Source organism: Pseudomonas sp. GL_135, assembly GCF_057834665.1.
Genome location: NZ_CM174408.1, coordinates 1,760,414 through 1,783,903, shown reverse-complemented (window position 1 = coordinate 1,783,903; position 23,490 = coordinate 1,760,414). Strand labels below are relative to the sequence as shown.

General features: G+C 62.2%; 16 protein-coding genes. 1 reads left to right on the top strand and 15 read right to left on the bottom strand.

Annotated features, from left to right (window positions below):
• Nucleotides 1-17: 17 nt before the first annotated feature.
• The 13 genes from pseG to AC3ISG_RS08050 all read right to left on the bottom strand — a co-directional run bounded on the left by pseG (nucleotide 18) and on the right by AC3ISG_RS08050 (nucleotide 19,422).
• Entirely contained in the window at nucleotides 18-1,106 is a 1,089-nt protein-coding gene (gene pseG, locus AC3ISG_RS08110; RefSeq protein ID WP_489298948.1) for a UDP-2,4-diacetamido-2,4,6-trideoxy-beta-L-altropyranose hydrolase, read from the bottom strand.
• Nucleotides 1,106-1,813 (bottom strand): pseudaminic acid cytidylyltransferase, encoded by a 708-nt coding sequence (pseF, locus tag AC3ISG_RS08105; protein ID WP_489298947.1) that lies wholly within the window; start codon nucleotides 1,811-1,813, stop codon nucleotides 1,106-1,108. The genes pseG and pseF overlap by 1 nt, the downstream gene beginning before the upstream one ends.
• A 30-nt stretch (nucleotides 1,814-1,843) precedes the next feature.
• Complete coding sequence (gene pseC, locus AC3ISG_RS08100; RefSeq protein ID WP_489298946.1) at nucleotides 1,844-3,022, bottom strand: UDP-4-amino-4,6-dideoxy-N-acetyl-beta-L-altrosamine transaminase; 1,179 nt, start codon at nucleotides 3,020-3,022, stop codon at nucleotides 1,844-1,846.
• Nucleotides 3,019-4,020 carry a UDP-N-acetylglucosamine 4,6-dehydratase (inverting) gene (pseB, locus tag AC3ISG_RS08095; RefSeq protein ID WP_489298945.1) on the bottom strand — a complete coding sequence of 334 codons (1,002 nt, stop codon included), beginning with the start codon at nucleotides 4,018-4,020 and terminating at the stop codon, nucleotides 3,019-3,021. Before pseB ends, pseC begins: the two co-directional genes overlap by 4 nt.
• A gap of 76 nt (nucleotides 4,021-4,096) precedes the next feature.
• Nucleotides 4,097-7,036, bottom strand: coding sequence for a TIGR00180 family glycosyltransferase (locus AC3ISG_RS08090; protein WP_489298944.1), 2,940 nt, complete (start codon nucleotides 7,034-7,036; stop codon nucleotides 4,097-4,099).
• 200 nt (nucleotides 7,037-7,236) lie between these two features.
• Entirely contained in the window at nucleotides 7,237-10,818 is a 3,582-nt protein-coding gene (locus tag AC3ISG_RS08085) for a glycosyltransferase (protein WP_489298943.1), read from the bottom strand.
• A gap of 123 nt (nucleotides 10,819-10,941) precedes the next feature.
• On the bottom strand, nucleotides 10,942-12,546 hold the full coding sequence (locus AC3ISG_RS08080) for a flagellar hook-associated protein 3 (RefSeq protein WP_489298942.1): 1,605 nt from the start codon (nucleotides 12,544-12,546) through the stop codon (nucleotides 10,942-10,944).
• 13 nt (nucleotides 12,547-12,559) lie between these two features.
• Entirely contained in the window at nucleotides 12,560-14,602 is a 2,043-nt protein-coding gene (gene flgK / locus AC3ISG_RS08075) for a flagellar hook-associated protein FlgK (RefSeq protein WP_489298941.1), read from the bottom strand.
• Between the two features lie 10 nt (nucleotides 14,603-14,612).
• Nucleotides 14,613-15,899: a flagellar assembly peptidoglycan hydrolase FlgJ gene (flgJ, locus tag AC3ISG_RS08070; RefSeq protein WP_122534855.1), complete on the bottom strand. Its 1,287-nt coding sequence runs from the start codon at nucleotides 15,897-15,899 to the stop codon at nucleotides 14,613-14,615.
• A gap of 12 nt (nucleotides 15,900-15,911) precedes the next feature.
• A complete protein-coding gene (locus AC3ISG_RS08065; RefSeq protein WP_074893047.1) occupies nucleotides 15,912-17,021 on the bottom strand; it encodes a flagellar basal body P-ring protein FlgI in 1,110 nt (369 codons plus the stop codon).
• Between the two features lie 13 nt (nucleotides 17,022-17,034).
• Nucleotides 17,035-17,748, bottom strand: a complete 714-nt coding sequence (gene flgH / locus AC3ISG_RS08060) for a flagellar basal body L-ring protein FlgH (protein ID WP_122534854.1) — start codon at nucleotides 17,746-17,748, stop codon at nucleotides 17,035-17,037.
• A 97-nt stretch (nucleotides 17,749-17,845) separates the two neighbouring features.
• A complete protein-coding gene (gene flgG, locus AC3ISG_RS08055; RefSeq protein ID WP_122534853.1) occupies nucleotides 17,846-18,634 on the bottom strand; it encodes a flagellar basal-body rod protein FlgG in 789 nt (262 codons plus the stop codon).
• Between the two features lie 47 nt (nucleotides 18,635-18,681).
• On the bottom strand, nucleotides 18,682-19,422 hold the full coding sequence (locus AC3ISG_RS08050; RefSeq protein ID WP_122534852.1) for a flagellar basal body rod protein FlgF: 741 nt from the start codon (nucleotides 19,420-19,422) through the stop codon (nucleotides 18,682-18,684).
• A gap of 271 nt (nucleotides 19,423-19,693) precedes the next feature.
• Here AC3ISG_RS08050 and AC3ISG_RS08045 point away from each other — a divergent pair, with 271 nt between their 5' ends.
• Nucleotides 19,694-19,873, top strand: a complete 180-nt coding sequence (locus AC3ISG_RS08045) for a hypothetical protein (protein ID WP_108122592.1) — start codon at nucleotides 19,694-19,696, stop codon at nucleotides 19,871-19,873.
• Between the two features lie 275 nt (nucleotides 19,874-20,148).
• On the opposite strand, the gene AC3ISG_RS08040 is transcribed toward AC3ISG_RS08045, so the two are convergent.
• Both AC3ISG_RS08040 and flgE read right to left on the bottom strand, forming a co-directional pair.
• Nucleotides 20,149-21,885 carry a flagellar hook protein FlgE gene (locus AC3ISG_RS08040; protein ID WP_489298940.1) on the bottom strand — a complete coding sequence of 579 codons (1,737 nt, stop codon included), beginning with the start codon at nucleotides 21,883-21,885 and terminating at the stop codon, nucleotides 20,149-20,151.
• Between the two features lie 256 nt (nucleotides 21,886-22,141).
• Nucleotides 22,142-23,476 carry a flagellar hook protein FlgE gene (gene flgE, locus AC3ISG_RS08035; protein WP_122534849.1) on the bottom strand — a complete coding sequence of 445 codons (1,335 nt, stop codon included), beginning with the start codon at nucleotides 23,474-23,476 and terminating at the stop codon, nucleotides 22,142-22,144.
• Nucleotides 23,477-23,490: the final 14 nt, after the last annotated feature.

The window sequence follows — 23,490 nt, the reverse complement described above, 5'->3', positions numbered from 1 at the left end:
TAAGAACGGGCAGCGGCTCATGCGCCCTGCCCCTTTGCCGCGTTATCGGCCACCTTCGCCAATGCATCAGCGATACGCCGGGCGCCAAGGCCATCGACCAACAACCTCGATTGCTCGGCGAGCGTCCGGCGTAAGGCTGCATCCCCGCAAAGCTGCTCGACGGCGGCGCGCAAAAGGCCGGGCTCAAGCTGCACATGGGGCCCGAGATACACATGCACGCCGGCCTCGGCCAGCAATTGCGCATTGAGCTGCTGGTTGTTCGCCACCGAAATACAGATCGTCGGCAACCCCAGCGCCGCGCGCTCCCACGTGGTGCCGCCACCGGCACCGATAAACAGATCAGCCGCCTGCATCCGCGCAAAAAAATCTCCGGTCAGGCTGTGCAAATGCCACTCAGGTCTAGAAGCAGCGAGATCGCTCATCGCCTGCCAGTGGGGGTTATGCAAACCGGCGACGAAATCCACCTGCAAGTCATCTAACCCCTGAAGCGCCTGCATCGTAGCGTAGACCTGCCCGGCCGCATCGAAGCCACCGAAGTTGACCAGCACCCGCTTCACACGCGGCTTGATCGCGATGGGCTCGCATTGAAACTCGTCGCGGAGCAGAGCAAATCGCGGCCCCAGAAAGGTCTGGCAATCAGGCCCGACCCAGGCGGCATAAGGCTGATCCAGCGCTTGAGCGCTGTAATTCTGGTCCAGCAGCACATCCACCGCGTGGGGCCGATTGGCCAGATCATCAATGGCCATCACCCGATCGGCGAGACCGCGCGCCGCCTTTTCCCATCGCGCATCCAGGCCGTAATGGTCGACGATCAGCCAGTCAAAGGGCGGCTCATGCTCAATCTCTTCGGCCAAGGCAGACAGGTCAGCCTGCCACGGCAACGCCGCTTCGATGTCCTGATCTTCTTCAGCGCCATAGCGTGCCGGCAGCGCATAGGTGGCATAACCGTGATCCGCCAGCCGCTGGAGCAAATGCCCAGGCAACTCGCGGCAGGCAAAGCGCACGTCAGCGCCATCCCGGCGCAGCACATTGGCGAGCGTCAGGCAGCGAGCAATGTGGCCGCTGCCGATGGTCACCGAGGCGTCGGCGCGAATCAGCACGCGCATCAGTCCAGCTCCCCGCCGGCCTTGAGCGCAGCATAAAGATACTCCGCGCGCAGCCAGTCTTCCGGGCTGTCGATGTCCTGCACCAGATGCCGGGGCAGAATCACCGGCAGGCTGAGTTCGGAAAAAACCGTGTCACCGCGCCGCCAGGCATCGCTGCGGCCCCAGTAGAACTGGCCGGCGTCCTGATACGCCACCGGCAGATCCTGAGAACGCACGCTGCGAAATTCCGGGTGCATCGCGCTCAGGCTGCCGTCGTCGCCAATCAAGAGGGCGCGCTGCACCGGGAAGCCGAAGCTGCACACTGAAAACCCATAGGATTTTTCCGGCGCCGCGACGAGCGCTTCCAGGCCCTGACGCAGATAACGCGCCTGCAACAGCGGCGCGGTGGCGTAAATGCAGCACGCATAATCAAAGCGCTGATCGAGGGCCTCCAGAGTACAAAGCGCGTGCTGGATCACCGCCGCTGTGCCGGTAAACGCATCGGCCAGCTCTGCCGGGCGCATGAACGGCACGTCAGCGCCATGGGCACGGGCGACGTTGGCGATTTCTTCATCGTCGGTGCTGACGATAACCTGATCGAACACCCCGCTGGCCAGCGCAGCACGAATGGAATGGGCGATCATCGGCTCGCCGTTGAACAGCTTGATGTTCTTGCGCGGGATGCGCTGGCTGCCACCCCTCGCGGGAATAATCGCGACGGCGCTCATGGGCGTGGACCTGTCATGGATGTGTTCCCATCAGTCGCGTGCCCGGCCCGTTTTGCCAAGCACTCGACGCAGCTGATCAACGACGTAATCCTGCTGCGCATCGGTCATCGCCGGGTACAGCGGCAGGCTGATGGCCTGGGCGTAATAAGCCTCGGCTTCCGGGAAATCACCCGGCTTGAAGTTCAGGTCGCGGTAATAGGGCTGCAGATGAACCGGAATGTAATGCACGTTCACGCCGATGCCTGCCCCGCGCAAACTTTCGAAGACTTGACGATGACTCAGCGCAATCAGGTCGGTCTGCAGGCGCACGACGTACAAGTGCCACGCGGAATCGGCCTCAGCTTGAGCGGTCGGCAAGGTCAGCGGCAGGTCAGCCAGAAGCATTTGATAGCGCGCTACCAGCTCGCGCCGCCGGGCCAGAAAACCGTCCAGTTTCCCCAGCTGCGAAAGCCCGAGCGCGGCCTGCATGTCGGTCATGCGGTAATTGAAGCCCAGTTCGACTTGCTGGTAATACCAGGGGCCGTGGCTCGGCTCGTCCATCTGCGCCGGATCACGGGTCATGCCGTGGCTGCGCAGGCGGCGCAAGTGTTCGGCCAGTTTGGGGCTGTTGGTCAGCACCATGCCGCCTTCGCCGGTGGTGACAATCTTCACCGGATGAAAGCTGAACACTGTCATGTCGGCGAATTCGCCACAGCCCACCGGGCGCCCGGCGTAATGCGCGCCGACCGCGTGGGAGGCGTCTTCGATCACCACAAACCCATAACGCCGGGCCAGCCCGGCGATGGCGCGCATGTCGCAGCTCTGGCCGGAAAACGCCACCGCCACCAGTACCTTGGGCAGCGTGCCGGTTGATTCGGCGGCTTCAAGCTTGCGCGCGAGGGCATCGGTGTCGAGGTTCCAGGTCAGCGGGTCGATATCGACGAAATCCACATCAGCGCCGCAATAACGCCCGCAGTTGGCCGAGGCCAGAAAGGTATTCGGGCTGGTCCACAGCCAATCGCCCTGCCCCAGTCCGGCCGCCAGACAGGCAATGTGCAGCGCTGCCGTGGCATTGCACACCGCCACCGCGAAACCCGCTTCGCAGCGCTCGGCCATGGCGGCTTCAAAGCGCTCCAGGGTCGGGCCCTGGGTCAGCCAGTCGGATTGGAGCACCTCGACGACGGCATCAATGTCGGCCTGATCAACGCTCTGCCTGCCGTACGGAATCATGGCTTGACGTCAGCGTGCAGCTCGCCGATCTGGCGGATCGACAGGAAGTCAGGGTTGGTGTCGGAGCGGTATTCGAACTCATCGTGAACCGCTCTGCTCTGTGCGCCTGTCGCGTCGACTGCAAAATCGGTGTCGACGTTGTTAAAGCGGATCGACGGCACGATGGTGTAGTGGTCGTCGAATTCCAGGGTCATGCGCGCGTCGTCCTGGGGCACCATCAGCTCGTGGAGTTTCTCGCCGGGACGGATGCCGACGATCTTGTGCGGCAGGTCCGGGGCCATGGCCTGGGCCAGATCAACGATGCGCACCGACGGAATCTTCGGCACGAACACTTCGCCGCCGTGCATGCGCTCAAAGCTCTGCATGACGAAATCCACGCCATGGTCGAGGGTGATCCAGAAGCGGGTCATGCGCGGATCGGTGATCGGCAGTTCAGCCGCGCCCCCGGCCAGCAGCTTGCTGAAGAACGGCACGATAGAGCCCCGGGAGCCGGCGACGTTGCCGTAGCGCACCACGGAAAACCGCGTCTGCTCTTCGCCACCGATATTGTTGGCGGCAACAAAAAGCTTGTCCGACAGCAGCTTGGTGGCGCCGTACAGGTTGATCGGGCTGGCGGCCTTGTCGGTCGACAGCGCCACGACCTTTTTCACGCCGTTGGCGATGGCCGCCGAAATGATGTTTTCCGCGCCGTTGACGTTGGTGCGGATGAATTCGGTCGGGTTGTACTCCGCCGCCGGCACGTGCTTGAGCGCCGCCGCGTGGACCACGTAATCAATGCCGCGCATGCCCTGCTGCAAACGGTCGGCATCGCGCACGTCGCCGAGGAAGTAGCGCATGCACGGGGCGTTGAATTCCTGCTGCATTTCGTACTGCTTGAGCTCATCCCGGGAGAACACCACCACGCGCCGGGGCTGATAACGCGCCAGCAGCGTGCGGATGAACATGCGACCGAACGAGCCGGTCGCGCCTGAGATGAACACTGATTTGCCGTTGAACATGAGGGAGTCCTTTGACCTGGAGCGACATTGAGCCTGCGACGGTCCGAACCGGATGCGGCGCGGACCGGGTGCGGCCTTAAGCGATCAGTTGCGACCAGTCTGCCGTGGACGCCGTGTCGACCGTGAAACCGCGACCGGACAGGCTCAGGTTCTGGTTATAGGCCAGATCATGAGCAAAGGCCCCGGCCCATTTGTCCTGCAGGCGTGCCAGTGCCAGGGGTGCCTGGGCCGTGCTGCCCGAGTGGTAGACCTGGACCTGCGGCGTCCAGACCGTCAAATAGCCGTTCTGGCCGATCTTCAGACAGAAATCCACCACCGCGTAAGCATCGCCGAAGTCCGCCTCATCAAGCCCGCCCACGGACTCGAAAAGCGCTTTGCGCACCATCACGCAGGCACCGGAGACCGCCGAGTAATTGTGTTCCAGCACCAGGCGCTGCAGGTAACCACTGGCGTCTTTGGGCTCACCGACAAAGGCCGAGCCGACGCCGCCGTTCATGCCCAGAATCAGGCCCGCGTTCGTCACCGCGCCATCCCGATCGACCAGTTTGGGGCCAACCACGGCCACTTCGGGGCGCATCGCGTGATTGAGCAGGGCGTCGATCCAGTTGGGGTTCACCACTTCGCTGTCTGCCGACAGCAGCACCAGATATTCCCCTTGCGCCTGTTGCGAGGCTGCGTTGTACAGCGCGGCTTCGCTGAGCGAGACGTCGCTGCGCAGGATCCGGATGCGAGGGTTTTGCTGCTGGTGGTCCAGCCATTCATGAACCTGCGGCGACTGGCTCCGGTTGTCGACGATCAGCACTTCGTAGCGCATGTAGCGCGTGCGTTGCAGGACCGCCGTCAGGCAACGCTGCATCGACTCGAGATTGTTCTGGCTGGGAAGGATCACCGTCACCAATGGACGCTCGCTGTGCCGATAGTCGATCTGCCAGGTGCCAGGGCGAGACGAGGTGACCTGAGCCTTGTAGCCCAGTGCAGTCAGGTATCGCGTCAGTGCCAGGCGTTCGTCGCCGTTATCGGCCGGCTCGCAGGCATCAGTGATCAGCAGTGGCTCATCCAGGTGCGCCAGCCACGACGGCCCGCCCTTTTCGATGATTCGCAGCAGCAGCTCGAATTCCAGCGCGCCGGTAAAGTCCGGCGAATACCCGCCTGCTTCCAGCAACACCTCCTTGCGGATCAGCCAGTGGCGCGCCATCTGCGCAGGGTTGCGCAGCAAGAGGTCGAGGTTGAAACCAGGGCGCATGACATCCTTCAGGGTGCCATTGGGCTGGCGATGGATTTCGTCGGCCGCCACGGCACGAACATCATCGGCCCCTTGTAATTCAAGTGCTGCGCGCAACAGGCCGCCTGGCAGGAAGCGGTCACCCGCCTCCACCAGCAGCAGCCAGGCGGAGGCGATCTGCCGTGCAATCTGGTTGAGTTTTTCGACGTAGTTGCTTTTGCTGACTTTGACGAAGTGCAGCGTGTTCTGCACGGAGGTAGCCACTGGCGGCTCGCCGGTGGTGAACACAACGATTCTGAACGATGTGCAGGCACCCTCGATCAGGCTGTCGAGGGTGCCCTGCAATTTGCGCAGGTCATCGTCCAGGTCCAGCAGAAAAATGCCGAATTGCGGGCCGGCGCCCTCAGCCGCGAGGCGCGCATTCCCCCTGGCGACGACGTCCGCGTCTGGTCGACGCAGTTCCAGCCAGTTCAGCAAGCGGCCGGAGGCGGTGGCGTGCAGGAGTTCCTGCCGATCCTGGGTGCCCACCGCTTCCAGCCGATGCAGCCACTCAGTCATGCCGCGGGCCTCGTCGGGTTCGTTGAGGTGAGCGAGTCGCTCGGCCAACTGCGCGACCACAGCCTTGTTGAATACGTTGATGTCCAGCGCTTCCCACAATCGCTCGGTAATGGTCTGCGGGGTGTCGTTGTCATGGAGCGTGAGCAATTCCTGCTGCAAGACCAACATCCCTTCGAGTTCGTCATGCTGTACGGCACCGGCGGGGAGCGCGCCGATCAGGAATTCGATCTCGGCCAACCGATCAAAGAAGGGCTGGTTATAAAACGGCATCTCGACGTACTGGTTGGGGCCGAATCGCCGGACCGGGCCGCTCAAGGGGCTTTTCCAGGTGGACTCGACGATCCGTTCGTGGGCAGCCGCGGTGTCGTCCCGCACGCACTTAAGCAGTGTGTTGAAGCTGTCGAGCACCAGAGCGCGAGCCCCGGTTGCATCATGGCCGAGGGGTGAAGGCGACATTGACACGAGGAAGTCGGCGAATGACTCACGGGCGGCGCGGGACACAGCGTCGGCATCATTCAGCGCGGCGATCACCTGACCTTTTTGACGGGCCGGCGCGGCGTTCAACTCCCGGACGGCATACGGCAGCGGCAACAGCCGACCCTTGCCGCTGGCCGCCAGGTACCAACCCAGGCCGATATCCTGCCAGACCGCAGCGGCGGTTTTCGGGACGGCGCTGTACCAGTGACGCAATAGCTCGGTCCGCGTGACTGCATGCAAGGGGGAGATGAAGGCGGCCATGGCCTGCTGGATCCGGTCTTCGCTTCGCTCGGCAGAGATCTCTTCGCGGACCTTCTTGTCGCGGCGGAAATAATCGACCTGGTTGTCGGCGGCGCGATAGCTCAGGGAGTAGCCGTGGCAAAACCCATATTCGGGGTGGTCCTGCAAGAAGCTGACACTCTGCGCCAGCGCGTCTTCCATCAGGAAGTCATTGACGTCGGCGAGGGTGACAAACGGCGTGGTCACCAGGCCCAGTGCATGGGCGAACGTGTCAGCGGTGGTTGCGTCGGCAAATTGCGGGACGTGCAGGTAAGTGACGTTCGTGGCCGGCGAGTCATCAGCGGCAGGCGCCTCGATCGATGCATCGAGGACCAACACCGGACCGGCATAGGCCCGGTAGTACTGCAGGGTGCGGCGTAGAAAATCAGGCTGATTCCGGGTGAGCACCACCAACGTATTCTGTTCGTTGGCCAAAGCTGTTTTTTTGACGCTGGATCCTTCGGTCGTAACCCCGGACATTGCCCTTCCCCACCCAAATAGAAGTCGAGGTCGGTATTACCGGCCTCACGCGCCCTCCCTCGCGCCGGAAAAGCGCGACGAACAGCAGATTGGAAGGTGGGATTGCAGGAACCGCGCCAGCTTGACGCGGCCACGCGTCACTGATTTGGCAGAGGGTTCAATCCGCCAGCGGCACCGGCAGGTGCCGCCTGACGTTTTTATCAGTCGGCCAGCCAGCCGTTGACCCAGTACTGCAGATTGTCGCCGCGCAGCATGAAGTCGCGCATCACCACGTCGTGCAACTCGTCGCCCATCCGGTAGCTGGCCTGCGGGTCTGCCAGGTGCATGCGGATCGCTTCCAGCCACTCCTCAGTGGTGTTGGCCGTCAGACGGGTGCAGGGCAAATAGCCCCGGTACGCTTCGGTGTCAGTGCAGATGACCGGGTAGCCACAGGCGCCGTACTCCAGCAGCCGCAGGTTGCTCTTACAGTCGTTGAAAATGTGGTACTCGAGCGGCGCCAGCGCCAGGTCCAGGTTCAGGCTGGACAACTTGGCCGGATAGGCCTCCAGGCTGACCGCCGCGTGGAACTCCTTGAGATAGGGGCGCAGTTCCTGCGGGCACATGCCGAAGAACACCCAGTCCACCTCGTCGGCCATCTCGCGGATGACTTGGGCGATCACCTCCAGGTCGCCGCCGTGGCTGGTACCGCCGCCCCAACCGACCCTGGGTTTGAACGAGGTCCGGCGCTGGGCCCGGCGGCCGGTCCACAAGTGCGGTGCCAGCATGTTCGGGACCACGCGAATGTCGTGGTGCATGGACGACAGCGCGTTGCCCAGCGCATGGGTGGACACCACGACACGGTCGCACAGGCTGATGCCGCGCTTGACCACGGCCTCCAGGTTGGTCGGCATGTGCCGGCCGTGGGCGTTTTTCTTCGGCACGCTGATCACGTAGTCATCGAGCTCGAAAATGCGCCGGGCATTGGAGAAGGTCTTCAGCCGCACCGTGTCCTCCATCGACGCCTCGTGATAGCGGCCCTGCAACACAATGACGTCGGGCGTGCGGCGCTCCAGTTCGATCGTGGTCGGGGCGTCATACGCGATCTGGCCGATGATCCTGTCAGCGGCCGACAGCTCGATGAACGGCTGGGTCACCCGGTAATGGCCGACGGCAGTGGCGTTCATCGGCAACGCCAGTACGCTGGGCAGCGAGCGTTCGGAAAACGGCGACCAGCCGGTGCGCAGGCCAGGGTCCAGACGAAAACTGTAAGCGTCCAGGGTCAGGCTCGGGTTGTACGCAGGATCCCGCGCAATGATCGGCAGCCAGCGCAGGTAAAGGGTTTCCAGCTCCCGGGTCTGGCGCTGTTGCGCCTGATCGTCGGCTGCCGCGACCGGCGCGGTGCCCAGGGCCATGACCGCGAACGGTGTCCACACCACGAGATAACCGTGCTGGCGCACGCGCAGGCACAGATCGACTTCGCTGAACGAGTCAGCGAACGCGTCGGCGTCCAGCGCGCCGACCTGCTTGAACACCGAGGTGCGCACCATCAGGCAGTCACCCCCCACCGCGCTCAAGTCCTGAACCACTTGCAACCGTTGCATGTAGCCCGACGCCCCCAGAGACTCACCGTAAAAAGGCGTGGCTGCCGAGTTCTGCAGACCAAGGATCACCCCGGCGTGGACGATAGCGCCATTGGCATCGAACAGCTTGCCGCCGACCACACCGACTTCCGGGCGCTGTGCGTGGGTCAACAACTCATCCAGCCAGTCGCCTTGGGTCACGACCGCGTAGGGATTGAGCATCAGCAGGTACTCGCCACGCGCCTGACCGGCTGCAAAGTTACGCAGTGCCGCCAGACTGAGACGTTCGGCGCTGTACAGCACGCGGACCTTGTCGCTGCCCATGCTCGCCAACCCCTTCAGCCAGGCCAGTGCCTCGGGGCTGTCGCTGGCGTTGTCGGCAATCAGCAGCTCGTAATGGGCATACGCGGTTTTCTCCAGCAAGCTTTCGAAACAGCGCTGCAGCACCGCCAGCTGGTTGCGATGGCTGACGATGATGGACACCCGTGGCACTTGCCCATGCAGGTAGTCGATGCGGTTGAGCAGCGGCTGGTTACCCTGGCGCATCTGGTGAGCAATGCCGCAGCGCTGCAAGTGCGCCTGCACCACCCGCGGGTTTTGCTCGATGACCCCGTCCGAGCCGAGCCACTGGCCCAGCGCAAACTGGCTTTCCACCAGCAGATCAGCGACATGCCCGATGACCTCGGCGCCCTCGCTTTCGACCAGCCGCCAGATCACATCGTGGGGCGCCAGCTCGCCAAAGCCGGCATCGAACCCGCCCAGCGAGATGAACCGCTGGCGCTCGAATACAAGGGCTCGGCCGACGTACGGGTAACTGCGCAGGAAATCCAGGTTGAACGCCGGCTTGAACACCGGCTCTGCCGATTCACCCTCACGCAACGCGCCCTCGTCGCTGTACAGGCAGCGCAGCTCGGGCGAGGTGGCGATCCGATCGGCCAGCGTCAGCAGGGCCGGCGCGACCAGCCGGTCACCGGCACGCAGCAGGTAAAACCAGTCAGCCCCTTCCAGTTGCGCCAGCACGCCATTTAGCTGCTCGGCCCAATCGGCCTGCAATGGCAGTTTGAACAGGCGCTCGTCCCGCTCAGGCTCGGTGACCGATCCCGTGAGCATCACCGTCAGCTCCGGGGAATAGAACTGCGCGGCCAGGCTGTCCAGCGTGAGGTTGCGTCGCGCGCTGCTGCCGTGCTCGTCGATGACAACCGCAACGATTTTGGGCTGCATCGGCAATCGGCGCAGCCGGTCTGGCAGCAGAACTTTCTGGTGATCCGTGAAGGTTCGGCACGCCAGCCACTGCGCGTACAGCTCGGCAAAGCTCTGACTGTCGACACCCACTTTGAGGGGCAGCACCGCTTGCTGGCTGCCCAGCGTACGACTCAGCGCCAGTTCTTCCCAGACTCGCGGGAGCCGGTCAGCGTGTTCCAGCTCAACGTAACGCACCCAGCCCTGGGCGGGCGGAGGCTCGCTGGTGCGGGCCTTGAGCATGTCCACCAGCCAGGTCAGCTCGCTGGCGGCCGCCGTACGCATGGCTTGCTGCCGACTGAGGCGCTCCGGGTGCAGACGCTCGACGCTCAGGACTTGATTGAGCACGATCAGATTGCCGCGACGCAGCAGGCAGGTGTAGAGCGCCAGATCCAGCATGGCGACGAAGCCCTGGGCGCTGCCAGTCAGGGCGGGTAGCAGCTCTTCAAGGTCCGCGCGGCGAAACATCGCGCTGGTGAAGCTGCCCAGGAAGTTGGACGGGAAATTCTCGAAAATCGCCAGCATGTCCGTGCCGAGGAACAGCGAGTTCTTGGGCGCAACCGGGGTGTTTTCCAGACGGGATGGCAACTGAATGCTGTCGGCGTCCCACAGAAAGCGCTGGGCCAGCACCAGATTGACGTCGGCATTGGCATCAAATGCCTGCGCCTGCATCGTGATACAGCCGGGAAACAGGCGATCATCGTCACACAGAAACTTGACGTACTCGCCCGTGGCCTGAGAAAGGCAGTTCAACAGATTGCCGACGAAACCCAGGCGCTGCGGGTTGCGCACGTAGCTCAGTTCGACCGTGGTCAGGGCTTTCAGACTGTCGACGATGTCGCTGATTTCATTGCCACGCGAATCATCGCAAACGATGACTTCAAGACGCTCGTAGCTCTGGGTCAAGGCGCTGGCCAGGGCCGTCTGGAAAAAATGAGGGTTGTAGGCAGGGATGACGATACTGACGAGGGGAACTGAATTCACGGGCAGACTCACGAGCGGCGCCGGCCTTTGTCGCAAAGGTCCGGCCTAACCGCTGACAATAACGGTTGACGCTCAGCGGACACGAACGCCGGGGTCAACCGGCGTGCGCGTCCAGTGGGGCAATCACAGTTTGCTGAACAGATTCAGCGCTGACAGCTGGGTGAAGACCAGTTGTGACGCTTGCAACATGGTTTTCTGCAGGGTCAGGCGGGCAATGGCGTCAACCGGGTCAGAGGCGGTGATGCTGCTGGACTCGTTGGAGCCGTTGTCCAGCAGGTTCTGGTTGGTCACGCTCTGGTCGGTCGCTGTTTTCGCACGCGCACCACCGTCGCTGACCGCGTCGTTGATCTGGTTGGCAGCGCTGGTCAGGTTGCCGATCGTCGACGTCAGCGTGGCTTGAAGTTTCTGCTTGGCCACCGGGTCACCATCGACCTTGCCGTTCAGCGCGGTGATGACGCTGGACAGGGTGTTGAGGATGTTCTGGTTCTGCTGGCTCGCTGGCTGCGCAGTGAACTGGTCGCCGCTGGCCAGGGCCACCGGTGATCCGCTGAAGGTGAACGTGACACCTGACGCGACCGCCTGATTGGCCACCGGCGTGCCGGTCAGGGTGCCGCTCGACACCGGCTTGCTGGTGGCAGCATCGTAGGGCGCCGCGTACAGCGCAAAATCCGTGGCGCTGCTGAAGCGAATGATTGCGCCGCCCGAGGGAAACGTCTCGTTGAATTTGGTCTGGTCGGTGACCTTGGAATCGGTGACCACCGTGGTCGACGGGTTGCCCGGCAGACGCGACGTGCTCACGGTGCTGTTGGACACCGCCAGCGTGAACGTGTGGCCGGCCACGGCGGTGTCGGCCTGACCCGAGTTGCCGTACTGGGCATCGGTCAGATTGACGTTCAGGTCAATTTGAAGCCCTCGAAAACCGACAGTCTGGTTGGCGGCGCTGGTGGACGTGAACTTGCCCGCCGACGAGGCTTCTGCCGTAACGTCGGTGCCGTCTTTGTCGAGAATCTTGAATTGCGTGCCGCTCTGGAACGAGATGCTGTAGGGCTCGCCAGGGGTGAATTTGGTGTTGTACTCAGCCGAATTGGTCACGCTGCCACCGGACAGCGCGATCACGTTGTCATTGACCGCCGGTGAGGTCAGGGTCATTGAGGTGCGCGTGGTGTTGATCGCCTGCTCGAATGCATCCCAGCCAGTGGTGTTGCTGGCCATGGTGATGCCACTGCCAACTGCCAACTGATTGCGGGTCTGATCGCCCTGATAACTGTAGGTGCCGTCGGTGCTGAGGGCGTAGGGCGCCGTGGTGCCCTTGGAGCCGGAGAACAGATAGGTGCCATCGGCGTCCTGGCTGTTCATCAGGCCCAGAATCTGCGTCTGGACTTCTTTGAGCTCGGCTGCGTTGGCCTGACGGTCCTTGTCGGTAAACGTCGCGTTGCCCGCGGCCAGCACCAGTTCCTGCGCCCGTTGAATCGCTGATGTCACGGCAGTCAACGCGGTTTCGGTCTGCACGACGCCGGTGTTGATGGTGTCGATGTTGGACTTGTACTGATTGAGCATCGTGCCCATTTGCTGCAATTGCAGCACACGGCCGGCGCCCACCGGGTCATCGCCAGCGGTGTTGAGCTTGACCTGACTGGCCACTTCATCGCCGGTCTTGGTGACGTTGGCGTAGGTGCGCGAGTAGTTCGCCGCACTGGTTTCGTAAAACTGGGTCGTTGAGATACGCATGGATTACGATTCCTTAAAGACTGTTGATCAGCGTGCTGAAAATGGCTTGAGCCGCTTTGATGATCTGCGACGAGGCGGTGTAGTACTGCTGATACTTGACCAGGTTGGCGGCTTCTTCATCCAGCGACACACCGGAAACGCTGTCGCGTGCGGTCTTGGCCTGGGTCAACACGGCGGTGGTCGCCGTGGTGTCATTCTTGGCCTGGGCGGCCTTGCTGCCCACCGTGGTGATCATGTTGGCGTTGGCACCGCTCAGGCTCATGCCGGTGCCGTTGCCCGCTGCGGTGTCGAGGGTCTGTCTGGTCTGCAGGGTCCCCACCGATACCGCGTTGCGGTTGTCCGAGGACCCGGCGCCGGTCATGGCGATGCTGTAGGTGTCGCCGCTGTTCGGCTTGCCGGCGATGGTCATCCCTAACTTGAACGACTGCGCCGCACCCGACGAGTCGGTGTAGCCCACTTCCAGACTGATGTCGTTGGACGAGCCCGGAACCACAGAGCCGGTGATCGCGTTGCCGGACTTGTCTTTGACCGCCACACCTTGAGCATCGACCAGCGAGTAGCTCTGAGCACCATTGGTGACATCGCCCATGAGCAAACGCATCGGCGTCGACGCTGTGAGCGCATTGCGCAGATCGGCAGTGGCCGTCGGATTGTAGATGTCGGCCTGGGTCGACAACACGGGCTGGGTGAACGTGCCCGAGCCTTTGCTCACGATGGAGCTGCCGGTCAGCGGACTGGCCGAGGCGATGGCTTTCGGGTCGGTCATCACCACCTTGATGCCGTCAGCGCCGGTTTTGGTCGGGCTGATCTTGAAGCTGTCACCCTCAGTGGAGGTGCCGTTGAATTTCAGCGAGAAGCCGTCGATGACCGGCGCCGAGGTGGCGGCGGTGTTGTAAGAACCCATGTCCTTGCCGTCCGGCAGACGCTTGACGCTGTACTGGCCGCTGGCATCGGTGAAGGTCACCTGATAATCGTTGGTCTGCAGCGCGCCGCTGTTGGCAATGGACACCGCGAAATTGCCCGACGACTGATCGTTGGTCTTGTTGGCAAGGCTGCGCTGGCTGGTCAGGCTCGGGTCATTGACGCTGACGAACAGGTTGCTGCCGAAATTGCCGTTGGCGTCCACACCCTGGTTGAGCTGGCTGTTGATCTGATCGGAGGCGACCACCGCCAGACGGCCCAGCTCGCTGGCGGCTGGCTGCAGCACTTCACTGCGATACCGCAGCAGACCGCCCAGGGAGCCGCCGGTCACCACGCTTGAGACATCGACGACGTTGTTCTGATATTTCAGTTTCAGCGCGTACACGCTCGGGTCGCTGTCGCTCGGCACTGCGCTCAATGTGTTGGCGGTGGTGCCCGTCACCAGCGGCTGGCCGGTGCCGATATAAACGTCATAGCTGCCGTTGGTTTCAACGACCTTGGCGCCCACCAGTTCATTCAACTGGCGTACCGCTTCGGTACGCGAATCGAGCAGCGTATTGGGCTGACCGCCGGAAGACTGGGCCTCGGTGATCTGCTTGTTGAGGATGGCAATGGACGACGCCAGTGCGTTCACCTGCCCTGTTGCCGTGGTCAGCTGGGTGTTGATGCTCGCGTTCTGGTCCTTCATCTGCGACGAGATGGTGTTGAACTGACCGGCCAGGGCCGATGCACTGGTCAGAAACGTCGTGCGGGCCGCATTGTCGGTCGGCTTGGACGCGAGGGCGCCCAGGTCAGTGAAAAACTTTGCCAGAACGGTGCTGACGCCGGTCGAGCTGTCCGACAGGATCGAGTCGAGCTTGCTGGCCTGGCTCAGGTACGCGGTGGCATCGGCGTTGAGCGAGGTACTGGTCTGCAATTGGTTATCGAGGTAGCCGTTGTAGATGCGGCGCACGTCGGACAACGTCGTACCGGTGCCGATGAAACCGACGCCGATATTCTGCTGAGCCCCGGCGGTGGTCATCACTTGCTGACGCGAGTAGCCCTGCGTGTCGACGTTGGCAGTGTTGTTGCCGATCGTCGTCATCGCTGCGCTGCTGGCGGTGAGTCCCGAAAGCCCGATTGAGATCAGTGACATGGTTCAAACCTTATAAAGTCGTGGAAGAGCCCGAGGCGGATGCGTAGGTCTGGTAGCTCTTCATCTGTTTCGCTATCTGAGAAATCTTGCTGGCATAGGACGGGTCGGTTGCGTATCCGGCTTTCTGCAGCTCTTTCACAAACTGTTCCGGGCTATCGGCTGATTTCAGGGTTTCTTTATAGCGACTGTTGTTCTGCAGGAAGCTCACCAGGTCGTGGAAACTGCTGGCGTACGAGTCGTAGGCACGGAAATCCGCCGTTTCCTTGACCATCTGGCCGTCGCGGAACTCACTGGTAATTGCACGGGCTTCCGGCCCTTTCCAGCCGCCCTGGGCCTTGATGCCGAACAGGTTGTAGCTGCTGCCGCCATCGGACTGACGCATGATCGATTTGCCCCAGCCGGTTTCCAGAGCGGCCTGTGCCACCAGCACGCTTGGGTCGACGCCGATGCGCGCGGCGGCGTCCTTGGCCAACGGCATCATCGTGGCAACGAAGTCGTCTTTGTTGGCGAACGCACTCTTGCCCGGCGCCAGCGGCGTCTGCACGCGGCTGCGCACATAAGCGTCGGCATCCGCGGCGTACTGCGGCCCGACCGTCCAGTCGCCATTGCCTTGGGAGCCTGCGCTTTTCGCGGCGGCCACGGCATTGGAAACGGCAATCCGGTTTTTCAGCGTGGTGGCGCTGGCGGCAGGGTCCTGGGCACCCGACGCATTCGGCACGATGCCGGCCATGATGCGGTCGCTCAGCTTGCTTGGCAGCGACAGGCGACGGGAGTTGAGCGCCGCCACGTCGTTATGCACCGCGCCGTCGCCGGCGTCCGGAGCCGTCACCGCACGGCTGGCCCACAGCGGCCGTTGAGCGATACGCGTGGCCAGGCCGGCTTGCGCAGGCGCGTCGGCTTTGCCCTCGACCTTCGCCTCCGTTTTGCCACCGGAGACAAGCCCAGTGCTGGCCGGTGCAATTTCAGCGCCTTTGTTTTTCGACAGTTGACGCATGAGCACGTCCTGCAGACCGATGCCGCCACCCTCCCGGGACATGCTCACCGACAGTTGCTGGTCGTACATGTCCTGATACTGCCGCGTCGCCGCGGTGTTCATCGGGTTGTCCTTGGCCAGCACTTCGTTGGCCGAACGCATGGCCTTGAGCATCTGGCTGACGAACAGCGACTCGAATTCCTGCGCGACTTTCTTGAGGTTGCCCTCGCTGTCGCGATCACCGGTTTTCATGGCCGTCAGACGATTGAGGTCGGTATACGCACCTGAATCACCGGAAGAAACGCCGCCGCTTGGAATGCTCATTCAGATTGCCTCTTAAATCACAATCAGGTCGGCTTGCAACGCGCCAGCCTGTTTCAGAGCTTCGAGAATCGCCATCAAGTCGCCTGGCGCTGCGCCCACCTGGTTAACCGCACGGACAATTTCATCCAGCGTGGTGCCCGGGCCGAACTTGAACATCGGGTGCATTTCCTGCTGGGCGTTGATCTTCGAACGTGGGACCACAGCAGTCTGGCCGTTGGAGAACGCGCCCGGCTGGCTGACGATCGGGTCTTCGGTGATGGTCACGGTCAGGCTGCCGTGGGTGACGGCTGCCGGCGAGACCTTGACGTTCTGGCCGATGACGATAGTGCCTGTGCGCGAATTGATGATGACCTTGGCGGAGGTCTGGCCCGGATCGATTTCCAGGTTTTCCAGCACCGACAGGTAATCAACACGCTGGTTGGGGTCCAGCGGCGCGGTGACCCGCACAGAGCCGCCGTCCAGCGCCTGAGCCACGCCAGGGCCAAGCATGTCGTTGATCTTGTCGACGATGCGCTTGGCGGTGGTGAAGTCGTTGCGATTGAGGTTCAGCGTCAGGGAGTTGCCCTGGTTGAAGCCACTCGGCACGGCACGTTCAACCGATGCGCCACCGGGAATACGACCGGAAGACGGAACGTTGACGGTGATCTTCGAGCCGTCGCGGCCTTCGGCATCAAAGCCGCCGACCACCAGGTTGCCCTGGGCCACGGCATAGACGTTGCCGTCGATCCCCTTCATCGGGGTCATCAACAAGGCACCGCCGCGCAGGCTTTTCGAGTTACCGATGGACGACACGGTGATGTCGATCTGCTGACCCGGCTTGGCGAACGGCGGCAGGTCGGCGTACACGGCCACGGCCGCGACGTTTTTCAGCTGCACGGTGCCCGAACCCGCCGGCACCTTGATGCCGAACTGCGAAAGCATGTTGTTGAAGGTCTGCAGGGTGAACGGCGTCTGGGTGGTCTGGTCACCCGTGCCGTTGAGCCCCACCACCAGACCGTAACCGATCAACTGGTTGGTCCGTACGCCGGAAATGCTGGCGATGTCTTTCAGGCGCTCGGCGTGGGCGCCCAGTGCGGTGGTGAACAGCAGCGCTGCCGCTATCAGTTGCTTGAACGTGATCATGGCTATCCCGCTATCAGAAAGGGAACAACGGGCTGAGGAAGAATCGGTCGAACCAGCCTGGCTGACTGGAATCGGCAAACGCGCCTGTACCGGAATAAGTGATGCGTGCATCGGCAATACGGGTCGACGACACGGTGTTGTCAGTGGCGATGTCGTCGGCGCGAATCAGGCCGGCGATGCGCACCAGTTCGTCACCGGTGTTCAGGGTCATCCACTTCTCGCCGCGCACCAGCAGAATGCCGTTGGGCATCACGTCAGCGACGGTCACGGTGATCGAGCCGGTCAGGCTGTTGCTTTGCGCGGCCTTGCCGTCGCCCTTGGTGGCGCGGTCGCCGCTGTAGCCGGCGTCCAGGCTGAGGTTGCCGCCACCCACCGGGTTATTGGTGCTCACGCCTGCGCCAAACAGCGAGGTCAGGCCGAGGCTGGTTTTACTGGTCTTGCTGATGCCGGAACTGGCGGCCTTGCTGGCGGCCATGCGCTCGGACAGGGTGATGGTGATGATGTCACCCACCCGATACGCTTTGCGGTCGCCATACAGGTTTTGTTCGAAACCGGCCTGATAAATCGAACCGTTGCTGGCCGCTGATGGCAGCGGCGTGCGCGGCAACACCGGCGCGTAATAAGGGTCATTGGGTTTGGCCGCAGGCGCAACGCAGCCGGTCAGCAGCGCGATACCGCACACAGGAGCTGCCAACAGGGAAAGCCGCAATACAGAGAGCCGTTTCATGACACTTAAAACCTCGCGGTGTAGCAGGCGCTTTTCAGGCGCCCCTTGGAATTGATCAGGTGTTTCGCAGCAGGACATCAGGCGTTTCAAGAAGGGCTTACAGGTTCTGGGTCACGTACTGCAGCATCGAGTCAGCGGTCGAGATCACTTTGGAGTTCATCTCGTAGGCACGCTGGGTGGTGATCATGTTCACCAGTTCTTCAACGGTGCTGACGTTGGAGTTTTCCAGGGTGTTCTGCTTGACCACGCCCAGACCGTTGAGGCCCGGCGTACCGACCTGGGGCGCGCCGCTGGAAGCGGTTTCCAGGTACAGGTTGCCGCCCTGGGACTGCAGGCCGGCCGGGTTGATGAAGTCGGCGGTCTGTACGTTGCCGATGATCTGCGGCGTGGCGGCGTTGGCCGATGTGGTGACCGAAACCGTACCGTCTTCGCCGACGGTGAAGGTCTGCGAGTCCTGCGGAACGACGATCGCCGGCTCCAGGGCGTAGCCATTGGAGGTCACGATCTGGCCGTTGCTGTCCAGGTGAAACGTACCGTCACGGGTGTACGCCAGGGTGCCGTCAGGCTGACGGATCTGGAAGAAACCGCGACCGTTGACCGCCATGTCCAGCGGCTGATTGGTGGTCTGCAGGCTGCCGGCGGTGAAGTTTTTCTGGGTGCCGACGATGCGCACACCGGTACCCAGTTGCAGGCCCGAGGGCAGCTCGCTGTCCTGAGTGGACTGGGCGCCTGGCTGACGCTTGATCTGGTAGAGCAGGTCCTGGAATTCCGCACGGTCGCTTTTGAAACCGGTGGTCGAAACGTTGGCCAGGTTGTTGGAAATGGTCGTCAGGTTGGTGTCCTGGGCGGCCAGACCGGTTTTAGCAACATAGAGTGCCGGAAGCATGTTTGAATCTCCTCGAGCGCCTGTTTATCGGCGCAAGCTGTCAGTCATTAGCCCATTTGCAAGACGCGAGCCATCGACTCGTCATCCTGCTCGGCGGTCTTCATCATCTTGATGTGCAATTCGAATTGGCGGGACAAGGCCAGTACCGAGGTCATCTCGTCGACGGCGTTGACGTTGCTGGCCTGCAGAAACCCGGATTCAACCTGAACCGTAGCGTCGGCTTGCGCCGGTCTGCCGCTTTTGGTGTGCATCAGGCCGTCGGGGCCTTTTTCCATGGTGGTCTGGTCGCCCTTGACCAGCTTGATGCGGTCGATTTGGGCCATGACCTGGGGGCTCTCGCCCAGCGAGCGAACGCTGATGGTGCCGTCGGCGCCGATCTCGATCTGCTGCTGCGGAGGCACGGCAATCGGCCCGCTGTTGCCCATGACCGGCAAACCATTGCCATCACGCAACACGCCGAGGGCGTCGATGTTCATGCTCGAGGTGCGGGTGTAGGCTTCGCCGCCGTCAGCCGTCTGCACCGCCATCCAGCCGTCGCCTTTGACGGCGACGTCCAGTTCGCGGCCGGTGTCGACCATCGCGCCCTGGCTGAAGTCAGTGCCTGGACGTTCGCTCATGGCGTACGCCCGGGACGGGTTGACCTCGCCGAACACGGGCATGGAACGCGCCTGCTCCAGGTCTCGCTGAAACCCGTTGGTCGAAACGTTCGCCAGGTTGTTGGCATGGGCCTTTTGGGCGATGGCGTTTTCCGACGCTCCGCTCATGGCCACGTATAGCAACTTGTCCACAGTCTTCCTCCTCCGACAGACGCTTGCCGCCTGTAGCTGTACAGAACAGGTCATAGCAATAATCGAACCAGTTTTTCAGCGGTGATACAAAGCGTTGATTCTTCAACGATTCCGGTCGTATTTCGCGGACTTGGATCCTCCTTGCAGCGCCGCGCGACAGCAGACTGCCGGTTTCCTGCAAATTCACGGCAGCGAGCGCCAGAAAACTTTCCATGGGGTGCGAAACTTGCAGCGTTTTGTGAATTCGCTTGAGTCGCTACGGAAAACTGTCATGGGTCTGCGCATCGCCCTGCTCTTTACATTGATTGCCAGCTCGTTTGCCATTTGGGCAGCGCCGGCGCCCTATTTCCTCTGGCAAGGCGCTCACCGCACGGTCTGCGCCCAGACCAGCCCCGGCGAAGGCTGGACACGGATCAGCGCCGCGTATGTGAAGTCGGATTGTTCGATTTGAGTTGTTTCGTTTCGCCTTTGACGGATTGATCGCCTGACACGCCGCCTTCCCGGCTAAAGCCGGTCCTACATTCGCGTTCACGCCTAATCTCACGGACTGCGCGCGTCGCTTGGTAGGACCGGCTTTAGCCGGGAAGAGGCCGGTGAGGCTGCCGGGATTAATTGTGCGAGCGAGCTTGCTCGCGAAGGCGGTGTGCCTATGTCGAATCAGTTGCCTGACACGCCACCTTCCCGGCTAAAGCCGGTCCCACATTCGTGTTCCCGTTATATCCGGCATCAGGTCGCGCGTATCAACGTCTGCATCAGTTCCGCCTCCGTGGACAGGGTTTTCGAGTTCGCCTGATAGGCCGTCTGCGCCTGGATCAGCTCCACCAGCTCATTGGTCAGCGTGACATTGGAGCCCTCCAGCGAGTGCCCGATGACGCTGCCCAACGTGCCGACACCCGGGGTGTCGTAATTGGCGACGCCGGAGGCCAGGGTCTCGACCCATCGCGTGTCGCTCACCGGCAGCAGCCCTTGGTTGTTGGCGAAGCTGGCGAGCATGACCTGGCCGACGTTGCGATGCTCGCCATTGCTGAACCCGATCATCAGCATGCCGCTTTTGTCGACCGTCAACTGAGTGGCCTGCCCTGCCGTGTGCCCGTCAATGACGATGTTGCTGCTGCCCGTGGCGGCGTTGTGCTGACTGATGTTGTTGAAGTCCATGACAATCCCGTCGGCATTCCCCACCGCGCCGTTCGCCACCCAACGCCCGCCTGGCTTGTTTCCATCCAAAGGCTTGGCCGGCACCCAGCCACTGAGCGTCAGGGTGTCGTTGGCGGCGGTCAGCCACTGGCTGCCTGTCAGCGACTGCAGCGAGCCACCGGAGTCGAACAGCATGCTCGCCGTCGACGGCGCCGTGCTGGCCGGGTCCTGCGGGTTGCGCCCGTCGATCAGCGTATGCATCTTCCAGCTGTTGCTGCCGTCTTTGACAAAGTACTGGGTCATCTCGTGGCGCATGCCCAGGCTGTCGAACACGCCGTAGGTGAACGCCTTGGTGTAGGTACTGATGTCCGCAGGATCGAACACCGGTACAGGCCGCGGCATGAGCGGGTCGGCCGGGTCAAGGACGGGCAGGCCGCCGTCCAGCAGCGGCAGTGAGATCGGTCCCGGAGAGGGCGCGGGGCTGGCGGTCCAGGTGCCGTTGACATTGACCGCCGGGCGCCATGTCTGCAGGGACAACTCGGTGTCGGAAATCATCTTCACCGCCGCCGTCGCGCCGGTGACAGAGAGTCTGCCGGCCGCAGACACCTGCAAACCGATCTCCAGCGGCGCGGTACTGGTGGGGTCCAGCGGATTGACGCCGTCGATGAGAAGGTAGGACGTCCAGTTCTTGTCTTCGGTCTTGACGAAATAGTGCTTGAGCTCGTGATCCGTTGGCGGAACGCCGGCGTCCTGGATCAGGCGCCCCGTGACCCGGGTGTACGTGGTCGGGTCGCCGGGGTCGAAGCGCGGGATGGCGCCGAGTGACGCCGACGCCGCGTTCAGGTTGAGGGTCTGCTCCATCTTGCCGGTGGCTTTGGGCGACATGCCGGCGGCGTCAATCTTCAGATCCGTGCGAACGCCGCTGATCACCTTCCCGTCGTCCGTCACCCCATAGCCCTGCAAGCGGCTGCCGTGGGCGTCGACGACAAAATTCTGCGCATCCTTGATAAAGGCCCCTGACCGGCCGTAGCTGATGGAACCGGCGTCACTCATGACAAAAAAACCGCGGCCCTGAATGCGCATGTCGAGCGCCCTGCCCTCGCTGGTGATGACCCCGCCGGGCGCAAAGTTCTGCGAAACGTTGGCCAGTTGAACGCCGTCACCTGCGGCCGTACGACTGCCGCCGAGCATCGATGAGGAATAGACCGCCGAGAACTCGGCGCGCGAAGATTTGAAACCGGAGGTGTGGACGTTGGCGATGTTGTTGCCGGCCACTTCCATGCGCTTGTGCGCCGCATGCAAACCAGAAACCGCTGTGTTGAATGACATGAACACTCCCTGAGTCGTTGTTCAACGACACGTTCGTCGATGCATCGAGATCGCGGGCAAAGGAATGCAATCGAAAGGGCCCCGTAGATGGCGCCGCTCAATGGCATTTATTTGTCAGCGAACTTGATTCTCGCAAAGACGAAAGTAGGAAGTTTCCAGTTGTAGAGTGGGACGGCTCTCGATATTTCCTGCCAAAAAAAGGCATAAAAAAAGCCCCTCAAAGAGGGGCTTCATCGAGCGTATCCAGCGACCGTTATCAGGTCATCTGAATGATGGTCTGCATGATGGTGCTTTGCGTCGAAATGGTCTTGGCGTTCGCCTGGTAGTTGCTTTGCGCCTTGATCAGGTTGACCAGCTCACCGGTCAGGTCGACGTTGGATTCTTCCAGCGCCTGCCCGGTCAAGTAACCCAGCGTGCCCGACTGCGGCGCGCCCGTGACCGGAATGCCCGACGCGGACGACTCGCGCCAGTTGGTGCCGCCTGCCGGTGCCAGACCCTGCACGTTGGCGAAGTTGGTCAACGACACTTGGCCGATCACCTTCGACTGACCATTGGTGTAGGTCGCGAACATGTTGCCGGTGGCGTCGATGTTCATGGCCGTGATCTGGCCGGTGGCGTAACCGTCCTGAGTCTTGCTGATTGCACCGGACACTGCGTTGGTCTGGGTGGTGGCCAGCATGTTGAGCTTGATCCCGCCCGCATTCGCGGCCGCGCCATTGCTCGACCAGGTGGTGGTGCTGCCGACAGTGGTCTTGGCAGCCGGCACCCAGTTGTTGATAGAGAAGATCCCGTCCGTGCCCACGCTCACGTTGGGCGAGTTGGTGGTATCCGGGCCGCCGGCGCCGCTGGTGATCAAGCCACCCGACGAATCGAAGGTCACGGCTGTGGCGTCAGCTTTGGTAGACGTTGGATCGTTGATGCTGCGGCCGTCGACCAGGCTGTACATGGTCCAGGTATTGGTGCCCGTCTTCGAAAAATACTGGTCCAGGGTGTGCTGGTTGCCCTGACTGTCATACAGCGGCGTGCTGTAGGTCGTGGTGTAGCTGTTGGTGTCCGATGGCGAGAAGGTCGGAACCGTCGGCGAGGTGGACGAGGAATTCAGGTTGGAGGCGACTGTGATGACACCGGTACTTTTCGGCGCCAGGTTCGAGGAGTCGACACGCAGGTTGCTCAGCACGCCGGTGGCAACATTGCCCTGGCCGTCAACGCTGTAGCCCTGCAGGTTGTTGCCGGCTTCGTTGATGACGTAGCCTTCGGTGTCGGTGTGAAAAGCGCCCGCACGGGTGTACAGCTTCTCGCCGTTGTTGCTCAGCATGAAGAAGCCGTTGCCGTTGATCGCCAGGTCCAGACTGCGGCCGGTACCGGTGTTCAGGGTGCCCTGAGTGAACTGCTGCGACACAGCGGCGGTGGAGACGCCGCTGCCGGTGTTGGTGCCACCGGAGGTGCCGCGAATCGATTGGGCGTACTGGTCAGCAAACTCCGCACGGGAAGATTTGAAGCCGGTGGTCGCGACGTTGGCAATGTTGTTGCCGGTGACGTCCAGACTTTTGTTTGCTGCGTAGAGCCCACTAAGACCAACATTGAAAGACATGATTAACTCCTGCG